The sequence below is a fragment of the Bradyrhizobium sp. USDA 376 genome (assembly GCF_054063675.1).
In genome coordinates this window covers 1,679,253-1,697,244 of sequence record NZ_JBSSGN010000001.1, presented here as the reverse complement: position 1 = coordinate 1,697,244, position 17,992 = coordinate 1,679,253, and the positions used below count along the sequence as shown (strand labels likewise).

Here is a 17,992-nt window from a genome sequence, read left to right as displayed (position 1 = left end):
CCATGAACCGCCGCGAGCTACTGGCGCTTCTTGGGATGATCGTGGCGCTGCCGTCATCAGTGCAGGCCCAGCAGCCGGATGCCGCGCGGCGGCTCGGCGTGCTCTCGGTCACCGCCGCCGACGATGCGATCGGGCAGACGCGTAGTACGATTCTGGTCGAGGCGCTTGCGGCCCACGGCTGGAAAGAGCGTGACAATCTCAGGATCTATTGGCGCAGTGGCGCGGGCGACCGGACGCGGATCGCGCGGCTCGCCGACGAGCTGATCGCGCTAAAGCCCGACATCCTGCTCGCAGTCGGTACGCCCTCGGTCGAAGAGCTGCGCCAGCGCACAACAACGATCCCGATCGTGTTCGCCGTGGTCACCGACCCCGTCAGCCAGGGCTTTGTCCAGAATCTCGCGCATCCCGGCGGCAATATCACCGGCTTCACCGATTACGACGGTCCACTGGCCGGCAAATGGCTGGAGATGCTGACGCAGGTCACGCCGAAAGTGTCCCGCGTCTTCGTCGTCTACAATCCCGCCACCGCGCCGTTCGCGCCCCTGATGCTGCGCACGATCGAGGACGCCGCACGGACGCTTCACGTCACGGTCGAGCCCGCGCCGGTCCATGACACCGCCTCGATCGCGGCGCTGGCGTCGCGGCAGGACGGCGGCCTGCTGATCCTGCCGGATTTCTTCACCATGGCCAACCGCGCGCATCTGCTTGGGGCGATCGGCCAGGCGCGCGTGCCGGCGGTGTTCTGGAGCCGTACCTTCGTCGAGGAGGGCGGGCTGATGTCCTACAGCACCGACAGCGCCGAGCAGCTCCGGCGCGCCGCGGGCTACATCGACCGCATCCTCAAGGGCGCGCAGGCGGCCGACCTGCCGGTCCAGAACCCCACCAAGTTCGAGCTGGTGATCAACCTCAAGGCGGCGAGAGCGCTCGGCGTCACGCTTTCGCCGGGCCTGCTCGCAATTGCGAATGACGTGATTGAATGAACCCGTTCGTGACAGACGCCTCGCCCGAATTCGTTAACTTCCGCTCGTAGGTCTGCGCCTGCACGCTTTCAAGAGCCCGCCGCAAATACATATCGTGATCGTTCTCTCCTTCGACGTCTTGTGTGGAATTGCGCCGATACCGACGTGAATTGCGACCGCTGAACCGGTAGGGTCGTGATCCCGACCAATGACAGCGCCGGAAAGGGCCTTTTCCCGGCTTCTTTTCCGCCTTGGAGGAGCTATGAGCGGTTTCGATATTTTCGCGATTGTTCTGGTCTTGCTCGTCATCGTCACGCTGCTTGCCGGCGTGAAGACGGTGCCGCAGGGCTATGACTGGACCATCGAGCGGTTCGGCAAATACACCCAGACGCTGAGCCCCGGGCTCAACCTGATCGTGCCCTATTTCGATCGCGTCGGACGCAAGATCAACATGATGGAGCAGGTGATCGACATCCCCGAGCAGGAGGTCATCACCAAGGACAACGCCACGGTGACGGTCGACGGCGTCGCCTTCTTCCAGGTGTTCGATGCCGCCAAGGCGAGCTACGAGGTCGCCAACCTCAACCAGGCGATCACGGTCCTGACCATGACCAACATCCGCTCGGTGATGGGCTCGATGGATCTCGATCAGGTGCTGTCGCACCGTGACGAGATCAACGAGCGCCTGCTCCGCGTCGTCGACGCCGCGGTCTCGCCCTGGGGCGTCAAGGTCAACCGCATCGAGATCAAGGACATCGTGCCGCCGGCCGACCTCGTCGAGGCGATGGGCCGGCAGATGAAGGCCGAGCGCGTCAAGCGCGCCGACATTCTCGCCGCCGAAGGCCAGCGCCAGTCCGAAATCCTGCGCGCCGAGGGCGCCAAGCAGGGCCAGATCCTCCAGGCCGAAGGCCGCCGCGAGGCCGCCTTCCGCGACGCCGAGGCGCGCGAGCGTCTGGCCGAGGCCGAAGCCAAGGCGACGCAGGCGGTGTCGGAAGCCATTTCCAAGGGCGACATCGCCGCGTTGAACTATTTCATCGCCGACAAATATATCAAGGCATTCGGCCAGTTCGCCGACGCGCCGAACCAGAAGATCATCATGCTGCCGATGGAGGCGACGAGCATGCTCGGCTCGCTCGCCGGCATCGGCGAGATCGCCAAGGCGACGTTCGGCGAAAGCGCGGCGTCCGCGGCAGCAGCCGCGCGCCGGCCCGGCTCGGTGCCGCCGACCGGCGGCACGCCGCCGGTGGTGCCGCCGCGGCAGGGATAGTCACCGGCGCATGCCTTGCGACAAGGGCATGCGCCAATATTCAGAGGTCGTGTCATGACCGACATGTTCGTATCGCTCGGCACCTGGAACTGGCTGATCTTCGGCTTCATCCTGATGGCGCTGGAGACGCTCGCACCGGGCGTCTTCCTGTTCTGGCTCGGGCTCGCGGCACTGCTGGTGGGCCTGATCTCGTTCGCCGTCCATCTGTCCTGGCAGATCCAGCTCGTGATGTTTGCGGTCTTCGCGGTAGCCGCCGTGCCCGTCTGGCGCCGCCTCGCGCGGCCGAAGCCCGACGAAAGCGCAAGCCCGTTCCTCAACAAGCGCACCGAAGCGCTGCTCGGGCGCGAGTTCACGCTGGAGAGGCCGATCATCGACGGCAGCGGCACCGTGCGCATCGGCGACACGGTGTGGCGCGTGGCGGGCCCGGATACGCCAGCGGGGACGCGGGTCAAGGTGGTGCAGGTCGACGGCGCGAATTTGACGGTCGCGGCGGCGTAGTCTCTTACCCTCCCCTGGAGGGTAGGGCTATCGCATATGAGGAGAGCGTGGCGGGAAGCTCGCCTGCGGCCATCCTTCGAGACGCCCGCCTCCGGCGGGCCCTCAGGATGAGGACAGAGTACGTGGCGGCAATTCGGCAGCCAAAGCTGCCGGTCAGCCTCATCCTGAGGAGACCGCGGAGCGGTCGTCTCGAAGGACGAGGCGCTTGCTCAGGCCCCACCAGCTCATATGCGATGGCCCTGCCCTGGAGGGGGAGGGTCGATCGCGCGCAGCGCGAGCGGGGTGGGGTGATCTCTCCGCTCGGGCAGCGCATCGGTGGAGAGACTGTCACCCCACCCCGCTACGCATTGTGCTTCGCTTCATGCGCAGCGACCCTCCCCCTCCAGGGCCCCTCCAGGGGAGGGTAAGAGAAAACCCTACCGCTTCCACCTCTCCGCAAACCGGTGCAGCGGCATGAACGTCTCGCACAGCTCTCGCCCCAGCGCCGTCAGCCCGTAGCCTCCGCCGTCGCCCAGCTCCACGAAGCCCGCTTCGCGCAGCTCCGTCAGCCGCGTTTGCAGCACGGTGGGCGAAGCCTCGTCGCAGGCAGTGCGTAGTGCGCGGGAGGTGAGGGAGTCTTCGCGTAACTCCCATAATATCCGCAAGGCCCAGCGCCGGCCGAGCAGGTCGAGCAGCACCATGATCGGCCGGCCTGTGCGCGAGCCGCGGACGCTGCGTGTCTTTGAGACAGCCTGTTTCGCCATCGTCGCCTCTTGAATCATGCTACAGATAATGTAGCGTATTGCTACGATAAATGTAGCAAAGGAGTCGGCCCGTGTCCGAAGCCATACCGCGCATTGCCCCGCTCACGCCGCCTTATCCCCCGGAGATCCAGGCACAGTTCGACCGCATCATGCGCGGCGCGCCGCCGCTGGCGCTGTTCCGGGTGATGGCGGGCCACGCCCGCGCCTGGGACAAGTTCCGCGCCGGCGGACTGCTCGATCCCGGGCCGCTGTCGCTCCGCGATCGCGAGATCGTCATCGATCGCACCTGCGCGCTCAACCGATGCGAATATGAATGGGGCGTGCATGTCGCGATTTTTGCCGGGCCGGCAAAGCTCAGCGAGGACGAGGTGCGTGCCACGGTGCAGGGCGATGCGACGTCGGCCTGCTGGTCACCGGCCGAGCAGGCACTGATCGCGGCCGTCGACGCGCTGCATCACCGCGCGACGTTGAGCGACGAGGAATTCGCCGCGCTCGCAGCGCACTACGACGAGGCGCAGATTCTGGAGATCATGCTCTTGTGCGGCTTCTATCGCACGGCGTCGTATCTGGCGAACGGGCTGCGGCTGCCGCTGGAGGAGAACGCCGCGCGGTTTCCGGCGTAGCCTTCAATCCTCATCCTGAGGAGCGCGTCTTCGCGCGTCTCGAAGGATGAAGGCCCGGCTGGTGGCCTCGCCCTTCGAGACGAGCGCGAAGGGGCGCGCTCCTCAGGGTGAGGGTCTTCTGGATTGCTTCGCTGCGCTCGCAATGACGAGTGGAGAGTCCTACGCCACACCCGCGCGCAGCAGATCGTGCAGGTGTACGATGCCTACCACCTTGTTCGCCTCGGTCACCAGCAGCGTCGTGATCTTGCGGGTGTTCAGCACCTCGATCATCTCGCTCGCCAGCATCGAAGGCGGCACGGACTTCGGCTGCTTCGTCATGATCTCGTCGACCGTCGCCGTCAGAAGGTCGGGCCGCATGTGGCGGCGCAAATCGCCGTCGGTGATGATGCCGACAGCCTCATCCGCGTCGTTGACGATGCAGACGCAGCCGAGGCCCTTGGCCGACATCTCGACCACGGCGTCCGACATCTTGGTGCCTTCAGGCTTGAGCGGGATCTCGGCACCGGTGCGCATGTAGTCGCGGACGAATTTCAGCATCGCGCCGAGCTTGCCGCCGGGATGGAAATGCGCGAACTCCAGCGCGGTGAAGCCGCGGCCTTCCAGCAGCGCGATCGCGATGGCATCGCCGATCGCCACCTGCATCATGGTCGAGGTGGTCGGTGCCAGATTGTGCGGGCAGGCCTCGCGGGCCTTGGGCAGTTCGATCACGATGTCGGCGGCCTGGCCGAGCGAGGACGAAGCGTTCGAGGTCACCGCGATCATCGGGATCGCGAACCGCGCCGAATAGTTCACGAGGGTCTTCATCTCCGGCTGCTCGCCGGACCAGGACAGCGCCATGATGACGTCGTCGGCGGTGATCATGCCGAGGTCGCCATGTGCGGCTTCCGCCGTGTGGACGAAGAAGGCCGGCGTGCCGGTCGAGGCCAGCGTCGCCGCGATCTTGCGCGCCATGTGCCCGGACTTGCCGAGCCCGGTGACGATGACGCGGCCCTTGGCGTTGCGGATCAGGTCGACCGCCCTCGCGAAGGTCGCGCCCAGCGGGCCGCGCAGGGCAGCGGCGAGGGCGTTGATGCCGCCGCTCTCCGTCTCCAGCGTGCGGAGCGCGGATTCGACGCTATCGGGGATGGAGCCGGATGATTGGGTCATCAGCGGTTTCGAACTCGGCATGCTCAGGTCCAGGGAGGAAGGGGCGTTCGCCCGTTGGCGCCTGCTTAGCACGCCGCGGCTCTTGAGGCGACGAGAGCCCTTATGCCCTCAACCGGTCATTAACCATAATTGTTTTAACTCCATTAACGATGGGTTCCCGCCAGCCGGTCGGAGGCCGTCTTGAAAGTGTTTGATTTCGTTGGAGTTATTCCATCGTGGGGTCGTCTCCAGGCATGGGCCGGAGCAAACGCGCGCATTTCCTGCGCGCCGCTTTGCCGTGCCTCGCGCTGACGGCCTTCGATAGCGCCCCGGCGCCGGCCCAGAGCCTCACGCCCGACCTGTTCAATCCCAACCGCGGCGGCTTCGCCTCGCCCGATACGCTGCCGACGCGCCGCACGGCGGCCGTGCCGCAGGCACCGTCGGATGCGCTGCCGGCGCTGCCCGATCCCAATGCCGATCCGCGCAAGAGCCAGCAGGCGCCGGCAACCTCCCGTGTCGGCCAGGTGCCGACCTACGGCCTGCCGGCTGCCAATGGCGCCAGCGGCTCCGGCTACGACTCGCTGAACCGCAAGCGGCAGCAGCCAAAACTCTATCCCGGCCAGGCCAAGCCGAAGCGCCCGCTCGGCCCTGGCTCGCCGCCGCCACCGGCAACGCCGGTCAGGACGCTGGGCCCGCCGCGCATCGCGCCGCCGCCGTCCGAGGCCGCGCACAAGACGCCCGTGCCGCCGGCCATGGCCGGCAACGTGCCCGGCCAGCCGCTGCGTCGCCGCCTCAAGCTGGACGAGGATCCGTTCGGCGCGGTCGGCGATTACGCCGGCAGTTTTCTGATCAAGGGCGGGCTCGAGCTCTCGACCGGCTACGACACCAATCCGGCGCGCCTGAACAAGCCGGTCGGCTCGCCGGTCTATGTCGTCGCGCCTGATCTCCTTGTCGCGTCCGACTGGGAGCGCCACGCGCTGGTCGCGGATTTGCGCGGCTCGTTCTCGGGCTACACCAACAACATGCCGGCGACGATCAACGGCTTTGCCTCGCCATCGCCGGTCGAGATCGATCGCCCCGACTTCACCGGCCATGTTGACGGGCGCGTCGACGTCAGCCGGGATCTCAAGCTGACCTCGCAGCTGCGCCTGCGGCTCGCCACCGACAATCCCGGCAGCCCCAACGTGCAGGCCGGCCTGCAGAAATATCCGGTCTATGCCACCTACGGCACGACGATCGGCTTCGACCAGACCTTCAACCGCTTCCAGGTCGCCGCCGGCGCCACCGTGGATCGCACCGCCTACACCGATTCAAAGCTCACCGACGGCTCGACCTTCAGCAATGACGACCGCAACTTCAACCAGTATGGCGGCGTCGGGCGCTTCTCCTACGATCTGAAGCCGGGGCTGAAGCCGTTCGTCGAGATCCAGGGCGACACCCGCGTCCACGACCAGGCCGCCGACCGCAACGGCTATTTCCGCGATTCGAACGGCGGCTATGCCAAGGTCGGCTCGTCCTTCGAGTTCTCGCGCATCCTCACCGGCGAGATCTCGGTCGGCTATTCGGCGCGCAACTATGTCGATCCGCGCCTCAGCCAGCTCTCCGGCTTCCTCACCGCGGGCTCGCTGATCTGGAATGCGAGCGGCCTCACCACGGTGAAATTCTTCACCGACACGCAGATCAACGAGACCACGGTCCCCGGCTCATCCGGCGTGCTCGTGCACACCTATGCCGCCGAAGTCGATCACGACTTCCGCCGCTGGCTCACCGCAATAGGCAAGTTCACCTACGGCACGTACGATTACCAGAACCAGAACCGCAACGACAAAACCTACTCGCTCGAAGGCAATCTGATCTACAAGCTCAACCGCAACGTCTGGATCAAGGGCACGCTGCGCCACGACATCCTGGATTCGAACCAGGCGGGATCGAGCTCGCAGGGCACGGTGGTGATGGTCGGGGTGAGGCTGCAGAATTAAACCGCCGCCTGATCGTACGCGCCGGTGTAGCCAAACCACGGGTGTCGTCCTGGCGAAAGCCAGGACCCATTACCCCAGGGAGTAGTTTGGCGAAGGCTCGCAGTTCGTTACTACGACCGACTGCCATCGATAGATTCCGCGGTATGGGTCCTGGCTTTCGCCAGGACGACAGCGGAGATTACCGCGGCAGATCCGTCTTCCCCATCAGGAACGTGTCGATCGACCGGGCGCACAGCCGCCCTTCACGGATCGCCCACACCACCAGCGATTGCCCACGGCGCATGTCGCCGGCGGTGAACACGTTCGGGCGCGAGGTCTGGTAGTCGAGCGTGTTGGCCTTGACGTTGCCGCGCGGGTCGAGCTCGACCGAGAGCAGCTTCAAGAGACCCTCGTGCACGGGGTGCACAAAACCCATCGCGAGCAGGACGAGCTCGGCATCGAGCTCGAACTCGCTGCCGGCGATCGGCTTGAACTTGTCGTCGACGCGCACGCAGTGCAGCTTTTTCACTTGGCCGTTCTCGCCGGTGAACTTTTGGGTCAGCACGGCGTATTCGCGAATCGCACCTTCGGCCTGGCTGGAGGAGGTGCGCATCTTCAGCGGCCAGTTCGGCCAGGTCACGCCCTTGTTCTCGCGCTCGGGCGGGGCGGGCATGATCTCGAGCTGGGTCACCGAGAGCGCGCCCTGGCGCAGCGAGGTGCCGATGCAGTCCGAACCGGTGTCGCCGCCGCCGATGACGACGACATGCTTGCCATTGGCGAGGATCTCGGAGATGCCGTTCAGCGGCTCGCTGGAGACGCGGCGGTTCTGCTGCGGCAGGAAGTCCATGGCGTAGTGGATGCCGGCGAGATCGCGGCCGGGGATCGGCAGGTCGCGCGGGGCTTCCGCGCCGCCGGTCAGCGCTACTGCGTCATACTCGTTGAGCATCTCGCGCGGATCGACATTGCCCTCTGCGCCGACATGGCTGTTGTAGTGGAAGGTGACGCCTTCGCCTTCCATCTGCTTGACGCGGCGGTCGATGACGCCCTTCTCCATCTTGAAGTCGGGAATGCCGTAACGCAGCAGGCCGCCGGCCTTGGCGTACTTCTCGAACAGATGCACGTCGTGGCCGGCGCGCGCGAGCTGCTGGGCGCAGGCCATGCCGGCCGGACCCGAACCGATCACGGCGACCTTCTTGCCGGTCTTCTCCGCGGCCACTTCCGGCTTCAGCCAGCCATTGTCCCAGGCGCGGTCGACGATCGCGCATTCGATGGTCTTGATGGTGACCGGGTTGTCGTCGATGTTGAGCGTGCAGGACGCCTCGCACGGCGCCGGGCAAATGCGACCGGTGAATTCAGGGAAATTGTTGGTCGAGTGCAGGTTGCGCGAGGCCTCTTCCCAATTGCCCTGATAGACGAGGTCGTTCCAGTCGGGGATCTGGTTGTTGACCGGGCAGCCGGGCGTGCCCGGCGCGACCGAGCCGGTGCCGTGGCAATAGGGAATGCCGCAATTCATGCAGCGCGCGGCCTGGTCGCGCACTTCCTTCTCGCTCAAGGGAACGACGAACTCGTTGTAATGCTTCACGCGCTCGGCGACCGGGGTGTACTTGCGGTCGTGCCGTTCGATTTCCAGAAAACCCGTGATCTTGCCCATTAAACCCGAAGTCCCTGACGCTTAATTCGTTTGTTCTCTCACTCCTCATCCTGAGGAGCGGCGCACTGTTCGCGCCGCGTCTCGAAGGATGGAGGCCCGGATGGTGGTCTCATGGTTCGAGACGCAGCTATCGCGCCTCGTCACCATGAGGGCTTTAGTCCTTACGCCCCGATCGCGATTTTCGGCTCGGCGTCCGCGTTGGCGGCCATTTCGCGCAGCGCGCGCCGGTACTCGACCGGCATCACCTTGCGGAATTTGGGCAGCCAATCCTTCCAGTTGGCAAGGATCTCGGTGGCGCGCTTGGAGCCGGTCGCCTTGGCGTGGCGCGTGATCAGGACGTGCAGCCGCTCGACGTCGGAGGCGAGCAGGTTCTTGAACACGTCGACCCGGCCGTGCGCCTCGAGGTCACCGGCGTGGTTATAGGTGCCGGCGTTGATCAGCTCTTCCGACAAGACCGGCTCGAGCTCGACCATGCTGAGATTGCACAGCTTGTCGAAGCCGCCGGTCTCATCGAGCACATAGGCGATGCCGCCGGACATGCCGGCCGCGAAGTTGCGCCCGGTCTTGCCGAGCACGACCACGATGCCGCCGGTCATGTATTCGCAGCAATGATCGCCGGCGCCTTCGACGACCGCGACCGCGCCGGAGTTACGCACGGCGAAACGCTCGCCGGCGACGCCGTGGAAGTAGCACTCGCCCTGGATCGCGCCGTACATCACGGTGTTGCCGACGATGATGCTCTCTTCCGGCACGATGCCGCTGTTGGCAGGCGGCTTGACGATGATCTTGCCGCCCGAGAGGCCCTTGCCGACATAGTCGTTGGCTTCACCTTCGAGCTCGAAGGTGACGCCATTGGCAAGCCACGCGCCGAAGGCCTGGCCGGCAGTGCCCTTGAGGCTGACGTGGATGGTGTCCTGCGGCAGGCCGGCATGGCCGTAGATCTTGGCGACCGCGCCCGACAGCATCGCACCGGCGGAGCGGTTGGTGCTGTTGATCGTGGCCTCGATCTTCACCGGCGCGCCGCGGTCGAGCGCAGGCGTTGCCTTCTCGATCAGAGTGCGGTCGAGCACCGCCTCCAGATGATGGTTCTGGCGCTCGGAGTGATAGATCTTCTGGCCCTTCTCTTCCTTCTGCTTGACGAACAGCTTCGAGAAGTCGAGGCCCTTGGCCTTCCAGTGCGCAACCAGCCTGGTCTGGTCGAGCAGCTGCACCTGGCCGACCATCTCGTTGAAGGTGCGGAAGCCGAGCGAAGCCATGATCTCGCGGACTTCCTCGGCGACGAAGAAGAAGTAGTTGATGACGTGCTCGGGCTGGCCGGTGAAGCGCTTGCGCAGGACGGGGTCCTGGGTGGCGACGCCGACCGGGCAGGTGTTGAGATGGCACTTGCGCATCATGATGCAGCCGGCCGCGATCAGCGGCGCGGTGGCGAAGCCGAACTCGTCGGCGCCGAGCAGCGCGCCGATCACGACGTCACGGCCGGTGCGGAAGCCGCCGTCGACCTGGACCACGATGCGGCTGCGCAGCCGCTCGCGCACCAGCGTCTGGTGGGTTTCGGCGAGGCCGATTTCCCAGGGGCTGCCGGCGTGCTTGATCGAGGTCAGCGGCGAAGCGCCGGTGCCGCCCTCGAAGCCCGCGATGGTGACGTGGTCGGCGCGCGCCTTGGCGACGCCCGCCGCGACCGTGCCGACGCCGATCTCGGAGACGAGCTTGACCGAGACGTCGCCCGTCGGGTTGACGTTCTTGAGGTCGTAGATGAGCTGCGCCAGATCCTCGATCGAGTAGATGTCGTGGTGCGGCGGCGGCGAGATCAGGCCGACGCCCGGCGTCGAGTGCCGGACCTTGGCGATGGTGGCGTCGACCTTGTGGCCGGGCAGCTGGCCGCCTTCGCCGGGCTTGGCGCCCTGCGCCATCTTGATCTGCATCATGTCGGAGTTGACGAGATACTCCGTGGTGACGCCGAAGCGGCCCGAGGCGACCTGCTTGATCGCCGAACGCATGGAATCGCCGTTCGGCATCGGCTTGAAGCGGTCGGCTTCCTCGCCGCCTTCGCCGGTGTTCGACTTGCCGCCGATCCGGTTCATGGCGATCGCCAGCGTGGTGTGCGCCTCGCGCGAGATCGAGCCGAAGCTCATCGCACCCGTGGCGAAACGCTTGACGATGTCCTTGGCCGGCTCGACCTGGTCGAGCGGGATCGGCTTGCGCTTCTCTTCCTCGGCGTTCTTGATCCGGAACAGGCCGCGCAGCGTCAAGAGACGCTCCGACTGCTCGTTGAGGATCTTGGCGAAGGCGCGGTAGCGCTCCTGCGAATTGCCGCGCGCGGCGTGCTGCAGCAGCGACACCGACTCGGCGGTCCAGGCATGGTCCTCGCCGCGGCTGCGATAGGCATATTCGCCGCCGACGTCGAGCGCGCCCTTGTAGACCAGCGCCTCGCCGAACGCGTCGGCATGGCGGCGCACGGCTTCTTCCGCGATCTCGGCGAGACCGACACCCTCGACGCGCGTGTGCGTGCCGGCGAAGAACTTCGACACGAAGTCCGCCTTGAGGCCGACCGCGTCAAAGATCTGCGCGCCGCAATAGGACTGGTAGGTCGAGATGCCCATCTTGGACATCACCTTGAGCAGGCCCTTGCCGATCGACTTGATGTAGCGCTTGACGATCTCGTAGTCGTCGAGCGAGCCGGGCAGGCGGTCCTTCATCGCGATGATGGTCTCGAACGCGAGGTAAGGATTGATCGCTTCGGCGCCGTAGCCGGCAAGGCAGGCGAAGTGATGCACTTCGCGCGGCTCGCCGGATTCGACGACGAGACCGACCGAGGTGCGCAGTCCGACGCGGATCAGATGATGATGCACGGCGGCGCAGGCGAGCAGTGCCGGGATCGGCACGCGGTCGGTGCCGACCATGCGGTCGGACAGGATGATGATGTTGACGCCCTCGCGCACCGCGCTTTCCGCACGCGCGCAGAGCTCGTCGAGCACCTGGTCCATGCCGGCCGCGCCGAGACCGGCGTGGAAGGTGGTGTCCAGCGTCCGCGACTTGAAGTGCGACTCGGCCACATCAGAGATCGAGCGGATCTTTTCCAGATCCGCGTCGGTCAGGATCGGCTGGCGCACTTCGAGGCGCTTGGTCGTGGCCAGGCCCTGCAGGTCGAACAGGTTCGGCCGCGGTCCGATGATGGAGACGAGGCTCATCACCAGCTCCTCGCGGATCGGGTCGATCGGCGGGTTGGTGACCTGCGCGAAGTTCTGCTTGAAGTAGGTGAACAGCGGCTTGGCCTTGTCCGACAGCGCCGAGATCGGCGTGTCGTTGCCCATCGAGCCCGCGGCTTCCTCGCCGGTGGCCGCCATCGGCGTCATCAGGATGGTGATGTCTTCCTGGCTGTAGCCGAACGCCTGCTGGCGATCGAGCAGCGACAGGTTCGAGCGCACGCCGGTGGTCGGCACCTTCGGCAGCTCTTCCAGCACGATCTGGGTCCGCTCCAGCCACTCTTTGTAGGGATGGCTCTTGGCGAGCTCGGCCTTGATCTCGTCGTCGGGGATCAGGCGGCCCTGCTCGAGGTCGACCAGCAGCATCTTGCCGGGCTGCAGGCGCCACTTGGTGATGATCTGGTCCTCGGGGATCGTCAGCACGCCCATCTCGGACGCCATGACGATGCGGTCGTCCTTGGTCACGAGATAGCGCGCCGGTCGCAGGCCGTTGCGGTCGAGCGTGGCGCCGATCTGGCGGCCGTCGGTGAAGGCGATCGCGGCGGGGCCGTCCCACGGCTCCATCAGCGCGGCATGATATTCGTAGAAGGCGCGGCGCTTCTCATCCATCAAGGGATTGCCGGCCCACGCCTCCGGAATCATCATCATGACGGCGTGCGGCAGCGAGTAGCCGCCCTGCACCAGGAATTCGAGCGCGTTGTCGAAGCAGGCGGTGTCCGACTGGCCTTCATAGGAGATCGGCCAGAGCCGGTTGATGTCCTTGCCGTAGAGCTCGGAGCTCACCGAGGCCTGGCGCGCCGCCATCCAGTTGACGTTGCCGCGCAGCGTGTTGATCTCGCCGTTATGCGCGATCATGCGATAGGGATGCGCCAGCGACCACGCCGGGAAGGTGTTGGTCGAGAAGCGCTGGTGGACCAGCGCGAGCGCGCTCTCGAAATCCTTCTCGTGCAGGTCGGGATAGTACTTGCCGAGCTGGTCGGCGAGGAACATGCCCTTGTAGATCACGGTGCGGCAGGACATCGAGCACGGGTAATAGCCGGCGAGGCCGCGGTCGCGCCGCTGGTAGATCGCCTGCGAGATCGACTTGCGCAGGATGTAGAGCCGGCGCTCGAACTCGTCCTCGGTCTTGGCGACGCCGTTGCGGCCGATGAACACCTGCATGCAGGCGGGCTCGGTCGGCTTCACGGTGACGCCGAGCGAAGAATTGTCGGTCGGGACGTCGCGCCAGCCGAGCAGGGTCAGGCCCTCCTCCTTGATCTGGTCGCCGATGATGCTCTTGATGACGTTGCGCCAGGCGGTGTCGCGCGGCATGAACAGCGCGCCGATGGCATATTCGCCCGGCGCCGGCAGCGTGAAGCCGATCTCCCCGGCCTTGCGGCTGAAGAAGGCGTGCGGGATCTGCACCAGGATGCCGGCGCCGTCACCGGCGCGCGGGTCGGCGCCGACAGCGCCGCGATGCTCGAGGTTGCAGAGGATGCTGAGCGCGTCCGCGACGATCTCGCGCGACTTCTTGCCCTTGATGTTGGCGATGAAGCCGACGCCGCAAGAGTCCTTCTCAAGGCTCGGATCGTACAGGCCTTCGGCTTTGGGCCGCGAATTGTGCTCCTGAATCGGGTCGGTCGTTTTCGAGGCGACCGTCGCCGACAGCTCTTCTGCCACGATGTTTGCGCGCTCGAATTGCGACCCGTTCATTGTTCCAATCCTCTCCATGCGGCAAGCTGTCTCACCGCCATCTTCGGCGCACCTTGGGCGTTCCGCGGCACCCGCCTCTGGGTCACCGCTCGTCCGCTGCGAGCCGCATTTTCTTAAATTCAGGCTAGGCGTTCTTCGTCCCCGAGAACGGCTTTGCCTGTTGCCTTCTTGGTGCTCGAAAGCACCGACTTTCGTTGCAATCCCTATGCCGGAACCGCAAGCAAAATTGAGACAGCTTTCCTGTCCTAACCATCACCTTGCCAAATTTTTGTCTAGCACACAAGCGCGCGGAAGTCCCGATTCCCGATATGTCAATCAATCGCTTTCCGAAAGTTGCGCGGCCCCGGTTTTGAAGCAAACGCGCCCTGATCCGGCCCTGTAGACGCCGAAATCACAAATGAAGCTTCGGATCGGCCCTTCGGAAGGCGCGCCACGCCGCGAGAAGCGAAAGAGCGCGCTCCATTCGGGGTCTGACAGGAGCGTCTCGACCATGAAGTTTTTCACAGGATGTGTGGCCGCCGCCGCGCTGGCGCTGGCCGCAAGCACGGCTCAAGCGCAAGTTCCCGCGAACGGTATTACGGGAGGGGCGATGATCGCGGTGTCGGATTTCGACGGGCCCTATGGGCCGCCGGAAGCCGCGCCGCCCCCGCCGCCGCGCTATGGCTACGGATATGGCTATGAGGAGCGTGGCCTTGCGCCGGCACTGCTGCCGTCGACGGAGGTGTACGCAGTGTTGCGCGAAAATGGATTCTCGCCGCTCGGCATCCCGCGGCTGCGCGGCAGCGTCTACACTATTGCGGTAATCGACCGCCGCGGCGACGACGGTCGGCTGGTGATCGACGCCCGCGACGGCCGGATCATCCGCTTCATGCCGGCGGCCGATGCCTACGGCATGGCGCCGCCCTATGAGGAGCGTGCGGTGGCGCCCTACGGCCCGCAGAGCGCGCTGCCGCCGCCGACCATGATCCGCAGCGGCCCGCCGCGCCCGCCGGCCTCGATCCCGCACGTCGCCAAGCGCACCGTGCCGCTGCCCAAGGCGGCTCCGCAGCGCGGTGAGACGCCGGTCGCGGCCGTGAAGCCGGTCGAGCCTCCGGCGCAGCAGGCCCAGGCGCCGCAGGCACAGGCAGCGGCGCAGGCTCAGCCCGCCCAGGCGCAACCTGCCCAGCAGACCGCGGCCGTGCAGGCAAAGCCCGCCGAGGCCGCGCCGCAACCCACCGCGCCAACCGTCGGCGAGGCCAAGCCTGCTCCGACGATCCAGCCGACGCAGGAGATGCCGGCCGCGCAGGGGCTGGATTAGGCGCGCTCGTAATCGGCTCGTTGTGTGCGGCGAGCCGCGCCATACTCACGGTGTCGTCCTGGCGAAAGCCAGGACCCATACCGCGAGGTCTATCGAGTGGGTGAGGTGCGAGTACCGGACGACGAGTCTTCGCCAAACCAACATCTGGGGTAATGGGTCCTGGCTTTCGCCAGGACGACATTGGAGCAAAACAAAAGGCGCCTGAGCACTCAGGCGCCTTTTGCATTAAGGGATCACCTCAGCTCCGCGGATACCCTGCGGCGTCCAGGATCAAATTCGCGACCTCCTTCGGATGCGACACCAGCGAGAGGTGGCCGGCATCGAGCTCGACTGTGGTGGCGTTCATGCGCTTGGCGAGGAAGCGTTCGAGATCGGGGTTGATGGTGTAGTCGTTCTTCGACACCGCGTACCAGCTCGGCTTGCTATGCCACGCCGCTTCCGTGGTACGGCCGGCGAAGATCGAGGCTGCCGTCGGCCATTGCACGGCATAGAGCTCCCTGGCCTGCTCCGGCTTCACGCCATTGGCGAAATATTTCAGGAAGGACTCTTCCGACAGCTTGGTGTAGCCGTCGCGCTCGACGATGCCGGCGCGCACGGGGCCGGTCGGAAACTGTTTTGACAGCGCAATGAAATCCTCGTTCGCGTCGGGCGCGCGTGCGGCGACATAGACGAGGCCGGTGACCTTCGGGTCGGTGCCGACCTGGCTGATCACGGTGCCGCCCCAGGAATGCGCGACCAGCACGGTCGGTCCGTCCTGCTCGGCCAGCGCGCGCTTGGTCGCCTCGACGGAGTCGGCAAGCGACGACAGCGGATTCTGCACGGCGGTGACGTGCAGGCCTGCCGCCTGAAGGATCGGGATTACCTCCGACCAGCTCGAGCCGTCAGCCCAGGCGCCGTGCACCAGCACGACGTTCTTCGCCTTCACGGTCTGCGGGGTCTGCGCGTGAGCGAGGCTGAGAGGGGCCGCCAGCAGGCTCGCGGCGACGAAAAGGCTGCGCCAGAAAGTCATCATCGTTCTCCGTGTTCTTGGGTTCGATGCCCAAAGGACGGAGTGTGTGGCCGTGGCGTTACGGTCCTCACCAGTCTGTGATGCGATGGAGCGGGGCAATGTTTTGGAAGAAGGCCAATCAGCAATCGGTGTCGTCCTGGCGAAGGCCAGGACCCATACCGCGAGGTCCGTCGATGACGCGCGGTAGGCGTACCGGACAACGAGTCTTCGCCAAACAGCTCCCTGGGGTAATGGGTCCTGGCCTTCGCCAGGACGACGCCGGGGAGGGAGTTGGGCAAAACAAAAACGCCCCGGGGCACCGGGGCGTTCTCGCAACCTGGAGTCGTGTGCTGCTTAGGCGGCTTGCGCCGAGTTCTCGATCACCTGCGCCTTCGGAGCGCTGGTGTTGATCGCGATCTGGCGCGGCTTCTTGGCTTCGGGAATCTCGCGAACGAGGTCGACGTGAAGCAGGCCGTTCTCGAGCGAGGCGTCCTTCACCTGCACGAAATCGGCAAGCTGGAAGGCGCGCTCGAAGGCACGCGCGGCGATGCCGCGATAGAGCACTTCGGATTTCGAGTTCTCGTTGGCGACCTTCTCGCCCTTGATCGTCAGCGTGTTTTCCTTCGCGACGATGGAGAGCTCGTCCTTGGCGAAGCCCGAGACCGCGACGGTGATGCGGTAGGCGTTCTCGCCGGTGCGCTCGATGTTGTAGGGGGGATAGCCGGGGCTGCCGTCAGAGCCGGCCTGGTCGAGCAGGTTGAACAGACGGTCGAAGCCGACGGTAGAACGATAGAAGGGGGTGAGGTCGTAGGTACGCATGGTCAAGTCCTCCATTGAGCGACTGTTGGGTAACCCGCCCGCCAATCGGGCCGGGCTTTAGTCTGTGTGCAGCCTGATGTTCCGGGTCCGAAACACTGGTAGCGGCCTGCACGAAAATGATATGGGTGGGGTGAGACGGCGTTCAAGAGGGCGGCAACAGCGCCTTTTCGGCGCTCCCGCCCCTTGATTTGCAGCACTTCGCGCCCAGTCCCCCAACCATGACGCTGCTCTCGATCCCGTCCAATCCCGTTCCCGAAAACGTCGTCAGCGGCACCATCAAGACCTCCGATGGCGCCGAGCTTCGCTTCGCGCGCTGGGCGCCGCCGGCGGGCCGCAAGGGCACGGTCTGCGTCTTCACCGGGCGCAGCGAGCAGATCGAGAAGTATTTCGAGACCGTGCGCGACCTGCGCGACCGCGGCTTTGCCGTGGCGATGATCGACTGGCGCGGGCAGGGCCATTCCTCGCGGCGGCTGCGCGATCCGCGCAAGGGCTATGTGCGCGACTTCTCCGATTTCGAGATCGACGTCGAGACCTTCGTGCAGCAGGTGGTGCTGCCGGATTGCCCGCCGCCCTTCTTCGCGCTCGCCCACTCCATGGGCGGCACCGTGTTGCTGCGCGTGGCGCATGCGGGCAAGCGCTGGTTCGACCGCATGGTGCTGTCGGCGCCGATGATCGACCTGCCCGGCCGCACCACCGCGTTTCCGGCGCGGGCGCTGCTGAAGACGATGCGCCTGATGGGGATGGGCGGCCGCTATGTCCCCGGTGGCAGCGATCGCATCACCGGGCTCGACCCCTTCATCAACAATCCCCTGACCAGCGATCCCGTGCGCTATGCGCGCAACGCCGCGATCCTGGAGGAGGATTCGACGCTCGGGCTGGCGTCGCCGACGGTCGCGTGGGCGGACACCGCCTTCCGCGCGATGCACACGTTCAAGGGCATGAACTACCCCTCCGAGATCCGCCAGCCGATCCTGATGCTGGCGGCCTCCAACGACAGCGTGGTCTCGACCGCGGCGATCGAGGAGTTCGCCTACCACTTGCGCGCCGGCTCGCATCTCGTGATCGCCGGGGCCAAGCACGAGATCCTCCAGGAGCAGGACCGCTACCGCTCCCAGTTCTGGGCCGCCTTCGACGCCTTCGTGCCGGGTACGCCGCTGTTCAAGTGAGAG

Annotated in this window: 14 protein-coding genes; 7 read left to right on the top strand and 7 right to left on the bottom strand. The window is 65.8% G+C overall.

Annotation, left to right across the window (positions count from 1 at the left end; all coding sequences use genetic code 11):
• Positions 1–2: 2 nt before the first annotated feature.
• From ACVJ19_RS07850 to ACVJ19_RS07840, 3 genes are all read left to right on the top strand, one after another.
• Positions 3–980, top strand: coding sequence for an ABC transporter substrate-binding protein (locus ACVJ19_RS07850; RefSeq protein WP_453949483.1), 978 nt, complete (start codon positions 3–5; stop codon positions 978–980).
• Positions 981–1,221: 241 nt separating this feature from the next.
• On the top strand, positions 1,222–2,226 hold the full coding sequence (locus ACVJ19_RS07845; RefSeq protein WP_453949485.1) for an SPFH domain-containing protein: 1,005 nt from the start codon (positions 1,222–1,224) through the stop codon (positions 2,224–2,226).
• A 54-nt stretch (positions 2,227–2,280) separates the two neighbouring features.
• Positions 2,281–2,724, top strand: coding sequence for an NfeD family protein (locus ACVJ19_RS07840; protein WP_453949486.1), 444 nt, complete (start codon positions 2,281–2,283; stop codon positions 2,722–2,724).
• A gap of 416 nt (positions 2,725–3,140) precedes the next feature.
• On the opposite strand, the gene ACVJ19_RS07835 is transcribed toward ACVJ19_RS07840, so the two are convergent.
• Positions 3,141–3,467, bottom strand: a complete 327-nt coding sequence (locus tag ACVJ19_RS07835; RefSeq protein WP_453949487.1) for a winged helix-turn-helix transcriptional regulator — start codon at positions 3,465–3,467, stop codon at positions 3,141–3,143.
• Positions 3,468–3,538: 71 nt separating this feature from the next.
• On the opposite strand from ACVJ19_RS07835, the gene ACVJ19_RS07830 reads away from it, so the two are divergent.
• On the top strand, positions 3,539–4,090 hold the full coding sequence (locus ACVJ19_RS07830; RefSeq protein WP_453949489.1) for a carboxymuconolactone decarboxylase family protein: 552 nt from the start codon (positions 3,539–3,541) through the stop codon (positions 4,088–4,090).
• Positions 4,091–4,249: 159 nt separating this feature from the next.
• On the opposite strand, the gene ACVJ19_RS07825 is transcribed toward ACVJ19_RS07830, so the two are convergent.
• A complete protein-coding gene (locus ACVJ19_RS07825) occupies positions 4,250–5,257 on the bottom strand; it encodes a KpsF/GutQ family sugar-phosphate isomerase (protein WP_453949490.1) in 1,008 nt (335 codons plus the stop codon).
• 194 nt (positions 5,258–5,451) lie between these two features.
• Between ACVJ19_RS07825 and ACVJ19_RS07820 the strand changes: the two genes are divergently transcribed.
• Positions 5,452–7,194 (top strand): outer membrane beta-barrel protein, encoded by a 1,743-nt coding sequence (locus ACVJ19_RS07820; protein ID WP_453949491.1) that lies wholly within the window; start codon positions 5,452–5,454, stop codon positions 7,192–7,194.
• A gap of 178 nt (positions 7,195–7,372) precedes the next feature.
• Here the strand turns inward: ACVJ19_RS07820 and ACVJ19_RS07815 are convergent, their stop codons facing one another.
• From ACVJ19_RS07815 to ACVJ19_RS07805, 3 genes are all read right to left on the bottom strand, one after another.
• A complete protein-coding gene (locus ACVJ19_RS07815; RefSeq protein WP_453949492.1) occupies positions 7,373–8,824 on the bottom strand; it encodes a glutamate synthase subunit beta in 1,452 nt (483 codons plus the stop codon).
• A gap of 161 nt (positions 8,825–8,985) precedes the next feature.
• Complete coding sequence (gene gltB / locus ACVJ19_RS07810; protein ID WP_453949493.1) at positions 8,986–13,719, bottom strand: glutamate synthase large subunit; 4,734 nt, start codon at positions 13,717–13,719, stop codon at positions 8,986–8,988.
• A gap of 315 nt (positions 13,720–14,034) precedes the next feature.
• The gene (locus ACVJ19_RS07805; RefSeq protein ID WP_456739367.1) at positions 14,035–14,211 is read right to left on the bottom strand and encodes a hypothetical protein; all 177 of its coding nucleotides are present in this window, start codon (positions 14,209–14,211) and stop codon (positions 14,035–14,037) included.
• Here ACVJ19_RS07805 and ACVJ19_RS07800 point away from each other — a divergent pair.
• Positions 14,210–15,016, top strand: coding sequence for a hypothetical protein (locus ACVJ19_RS07800; protein WP_453949494.1), 807 nt, complete (start codon positions 14,210–14,212; stop codon positions 15,014–15,016). The genes ACVJ19_RS07805 and ACVJ19_RS07800 overlap by 2 nt on opposite strands.
• Positions 15,017–15,254: 238 nt before the next feature.
• On the opposite strand, the gene ACVJ19_RS07795 is transcribed toward ACVJ19_RS07800, so the two are convergent.
• The gene (locus ACVJ19_RS07795; RefSeq protein ID WP_453955127.1) at positions 15,255–16,025 is read right to left on the bottom strand and encodes an alpha/beta fold hydrolase; all 771 of its coding nucleotides are present in this window, start codon (positions 16,023–16,025) and stop codon (positions 15,255–15,257) included.
• Between the two features lie 333 nt (positions 16,026–16,358).
• A complete protein-coding gene (locus ACVJ19_RS07790; RefSeq protein ID WP_453949495.1) occupies positions 16,359–16,823 on the bottom strand; it encodes an Hsp20 family protein in 465 nt (154 codons plus the stop codon).
• A 218-nt stretch (positions 16,824–17,041) separates the two neighbouring features.
• Between ACVJ19_RS07790 and ACVJ19_RS07785 the strand changes: the two genes are divergently transcribed.
• The gene (locus tag ACVJ19_RS07785) at positions 17,042–17,989 is read left to right on the top strand and encodes an alpha/beta hydrolase (protein WP_453949496.1); all 948 of its coding nucleotides are present in this window, start codon (positions 17,042–17,044) and stop codon (positions 17,987–17,989) included.
• Positions 17,990–17,992 lie beyond the last annotated feature (3 nt).

Excerpts from the sequence above, each read along its gene's own strand:
- ACVJ19_RS07850 (WP_453949483.1), top strand. The coding sequence starts at position 3 with ATGAACCGCCGCGAGCTACTGGCGCTTCTTGGGATGATCGTGGCGCTG.
- ACVJ19_RS07845 (WP_453949485.1), top strand. The coding sequence starts at position 1,222 with ATGAGCGGTTTCGATATTTTCGCGATTGTTCTGGTCTTGCTCGTCATC.
- ACVJ19_RS07840 (WP_453949486.1), top strand. The coding sequence starts at position 2,281 with ATGACCGACATGTTCGTATCGCTCGGCACCTGGAACTGGCTGATCTTC.
- ACVJ19_RS07835 (WP_453949487.1), bottom strand. The coding sequence starts at position 3,467 with ATGGCGAAACAGGCTGTCTCAAAGACACGCAGCGTCCGCGGCTCGCGC.
- ACVJ19_RS07825 (WP_453949490.1), bottom strand. The coding sequence starts at position 5,257 with ATGCCGAGTTCGAAACCGCTGATGACCCAATCATCCGGCTCCATCCCC.
- ACVJ19_RS07815 (WP_453949492.1), bottom strand. The coding sequence starts at position 8,824 with ATGGGCAAGATCACGGGTTTTCTGGAAATCGAACGGCACGACCGCAAG.
- gltB (WP_453949493.1), bottom strand. The coding sequence starts at position 13,719 with ATGAACGGGTCGCAATTCGAGCGCGCAAACATCGTGGCAGAAGAGCTG.
- ACVJ19_RS07800 (WP_453949494.1), top strand. The coding sequence starts at position 14,210 with ATGAAGTTTTTCACAGGATGTGTGGCCGCCGCCGCGCTGGCGCTGGCC.
- ACVJ19_RS07805 (WP_456739367.1), bottom strand. The coding sequence starts at position 14,211 with ATGGTCGAGACGCTCCTGTCAGACCCCGAATGGAGCGCGCTCTTTCGC.
- ACVJ19_RS07795 (WP_453955127.1), bottom strand. The coding sequence starts at position 16,025 with ATGACTTTCTGGCGCAGCCTTTTCGTCGCCGCGAGCCTGCTGGCGGCC.
- ACVJ19_RS07790 (WP_453949495.1), bottom strand. The coding sequence starts at position 16,823 with ATGCGTACCTACGACCTCACCCCCTTCTATCGTTCTACCGTCGGCTTC.
- ACVJ19_RS07785 (WP_453949496.1), top strand. The coding sequence starts at position 17,042 with ATGACGCTGCTCTCGATCCCGTCCAATCCCGTTCCCGAAAACGTCGTC.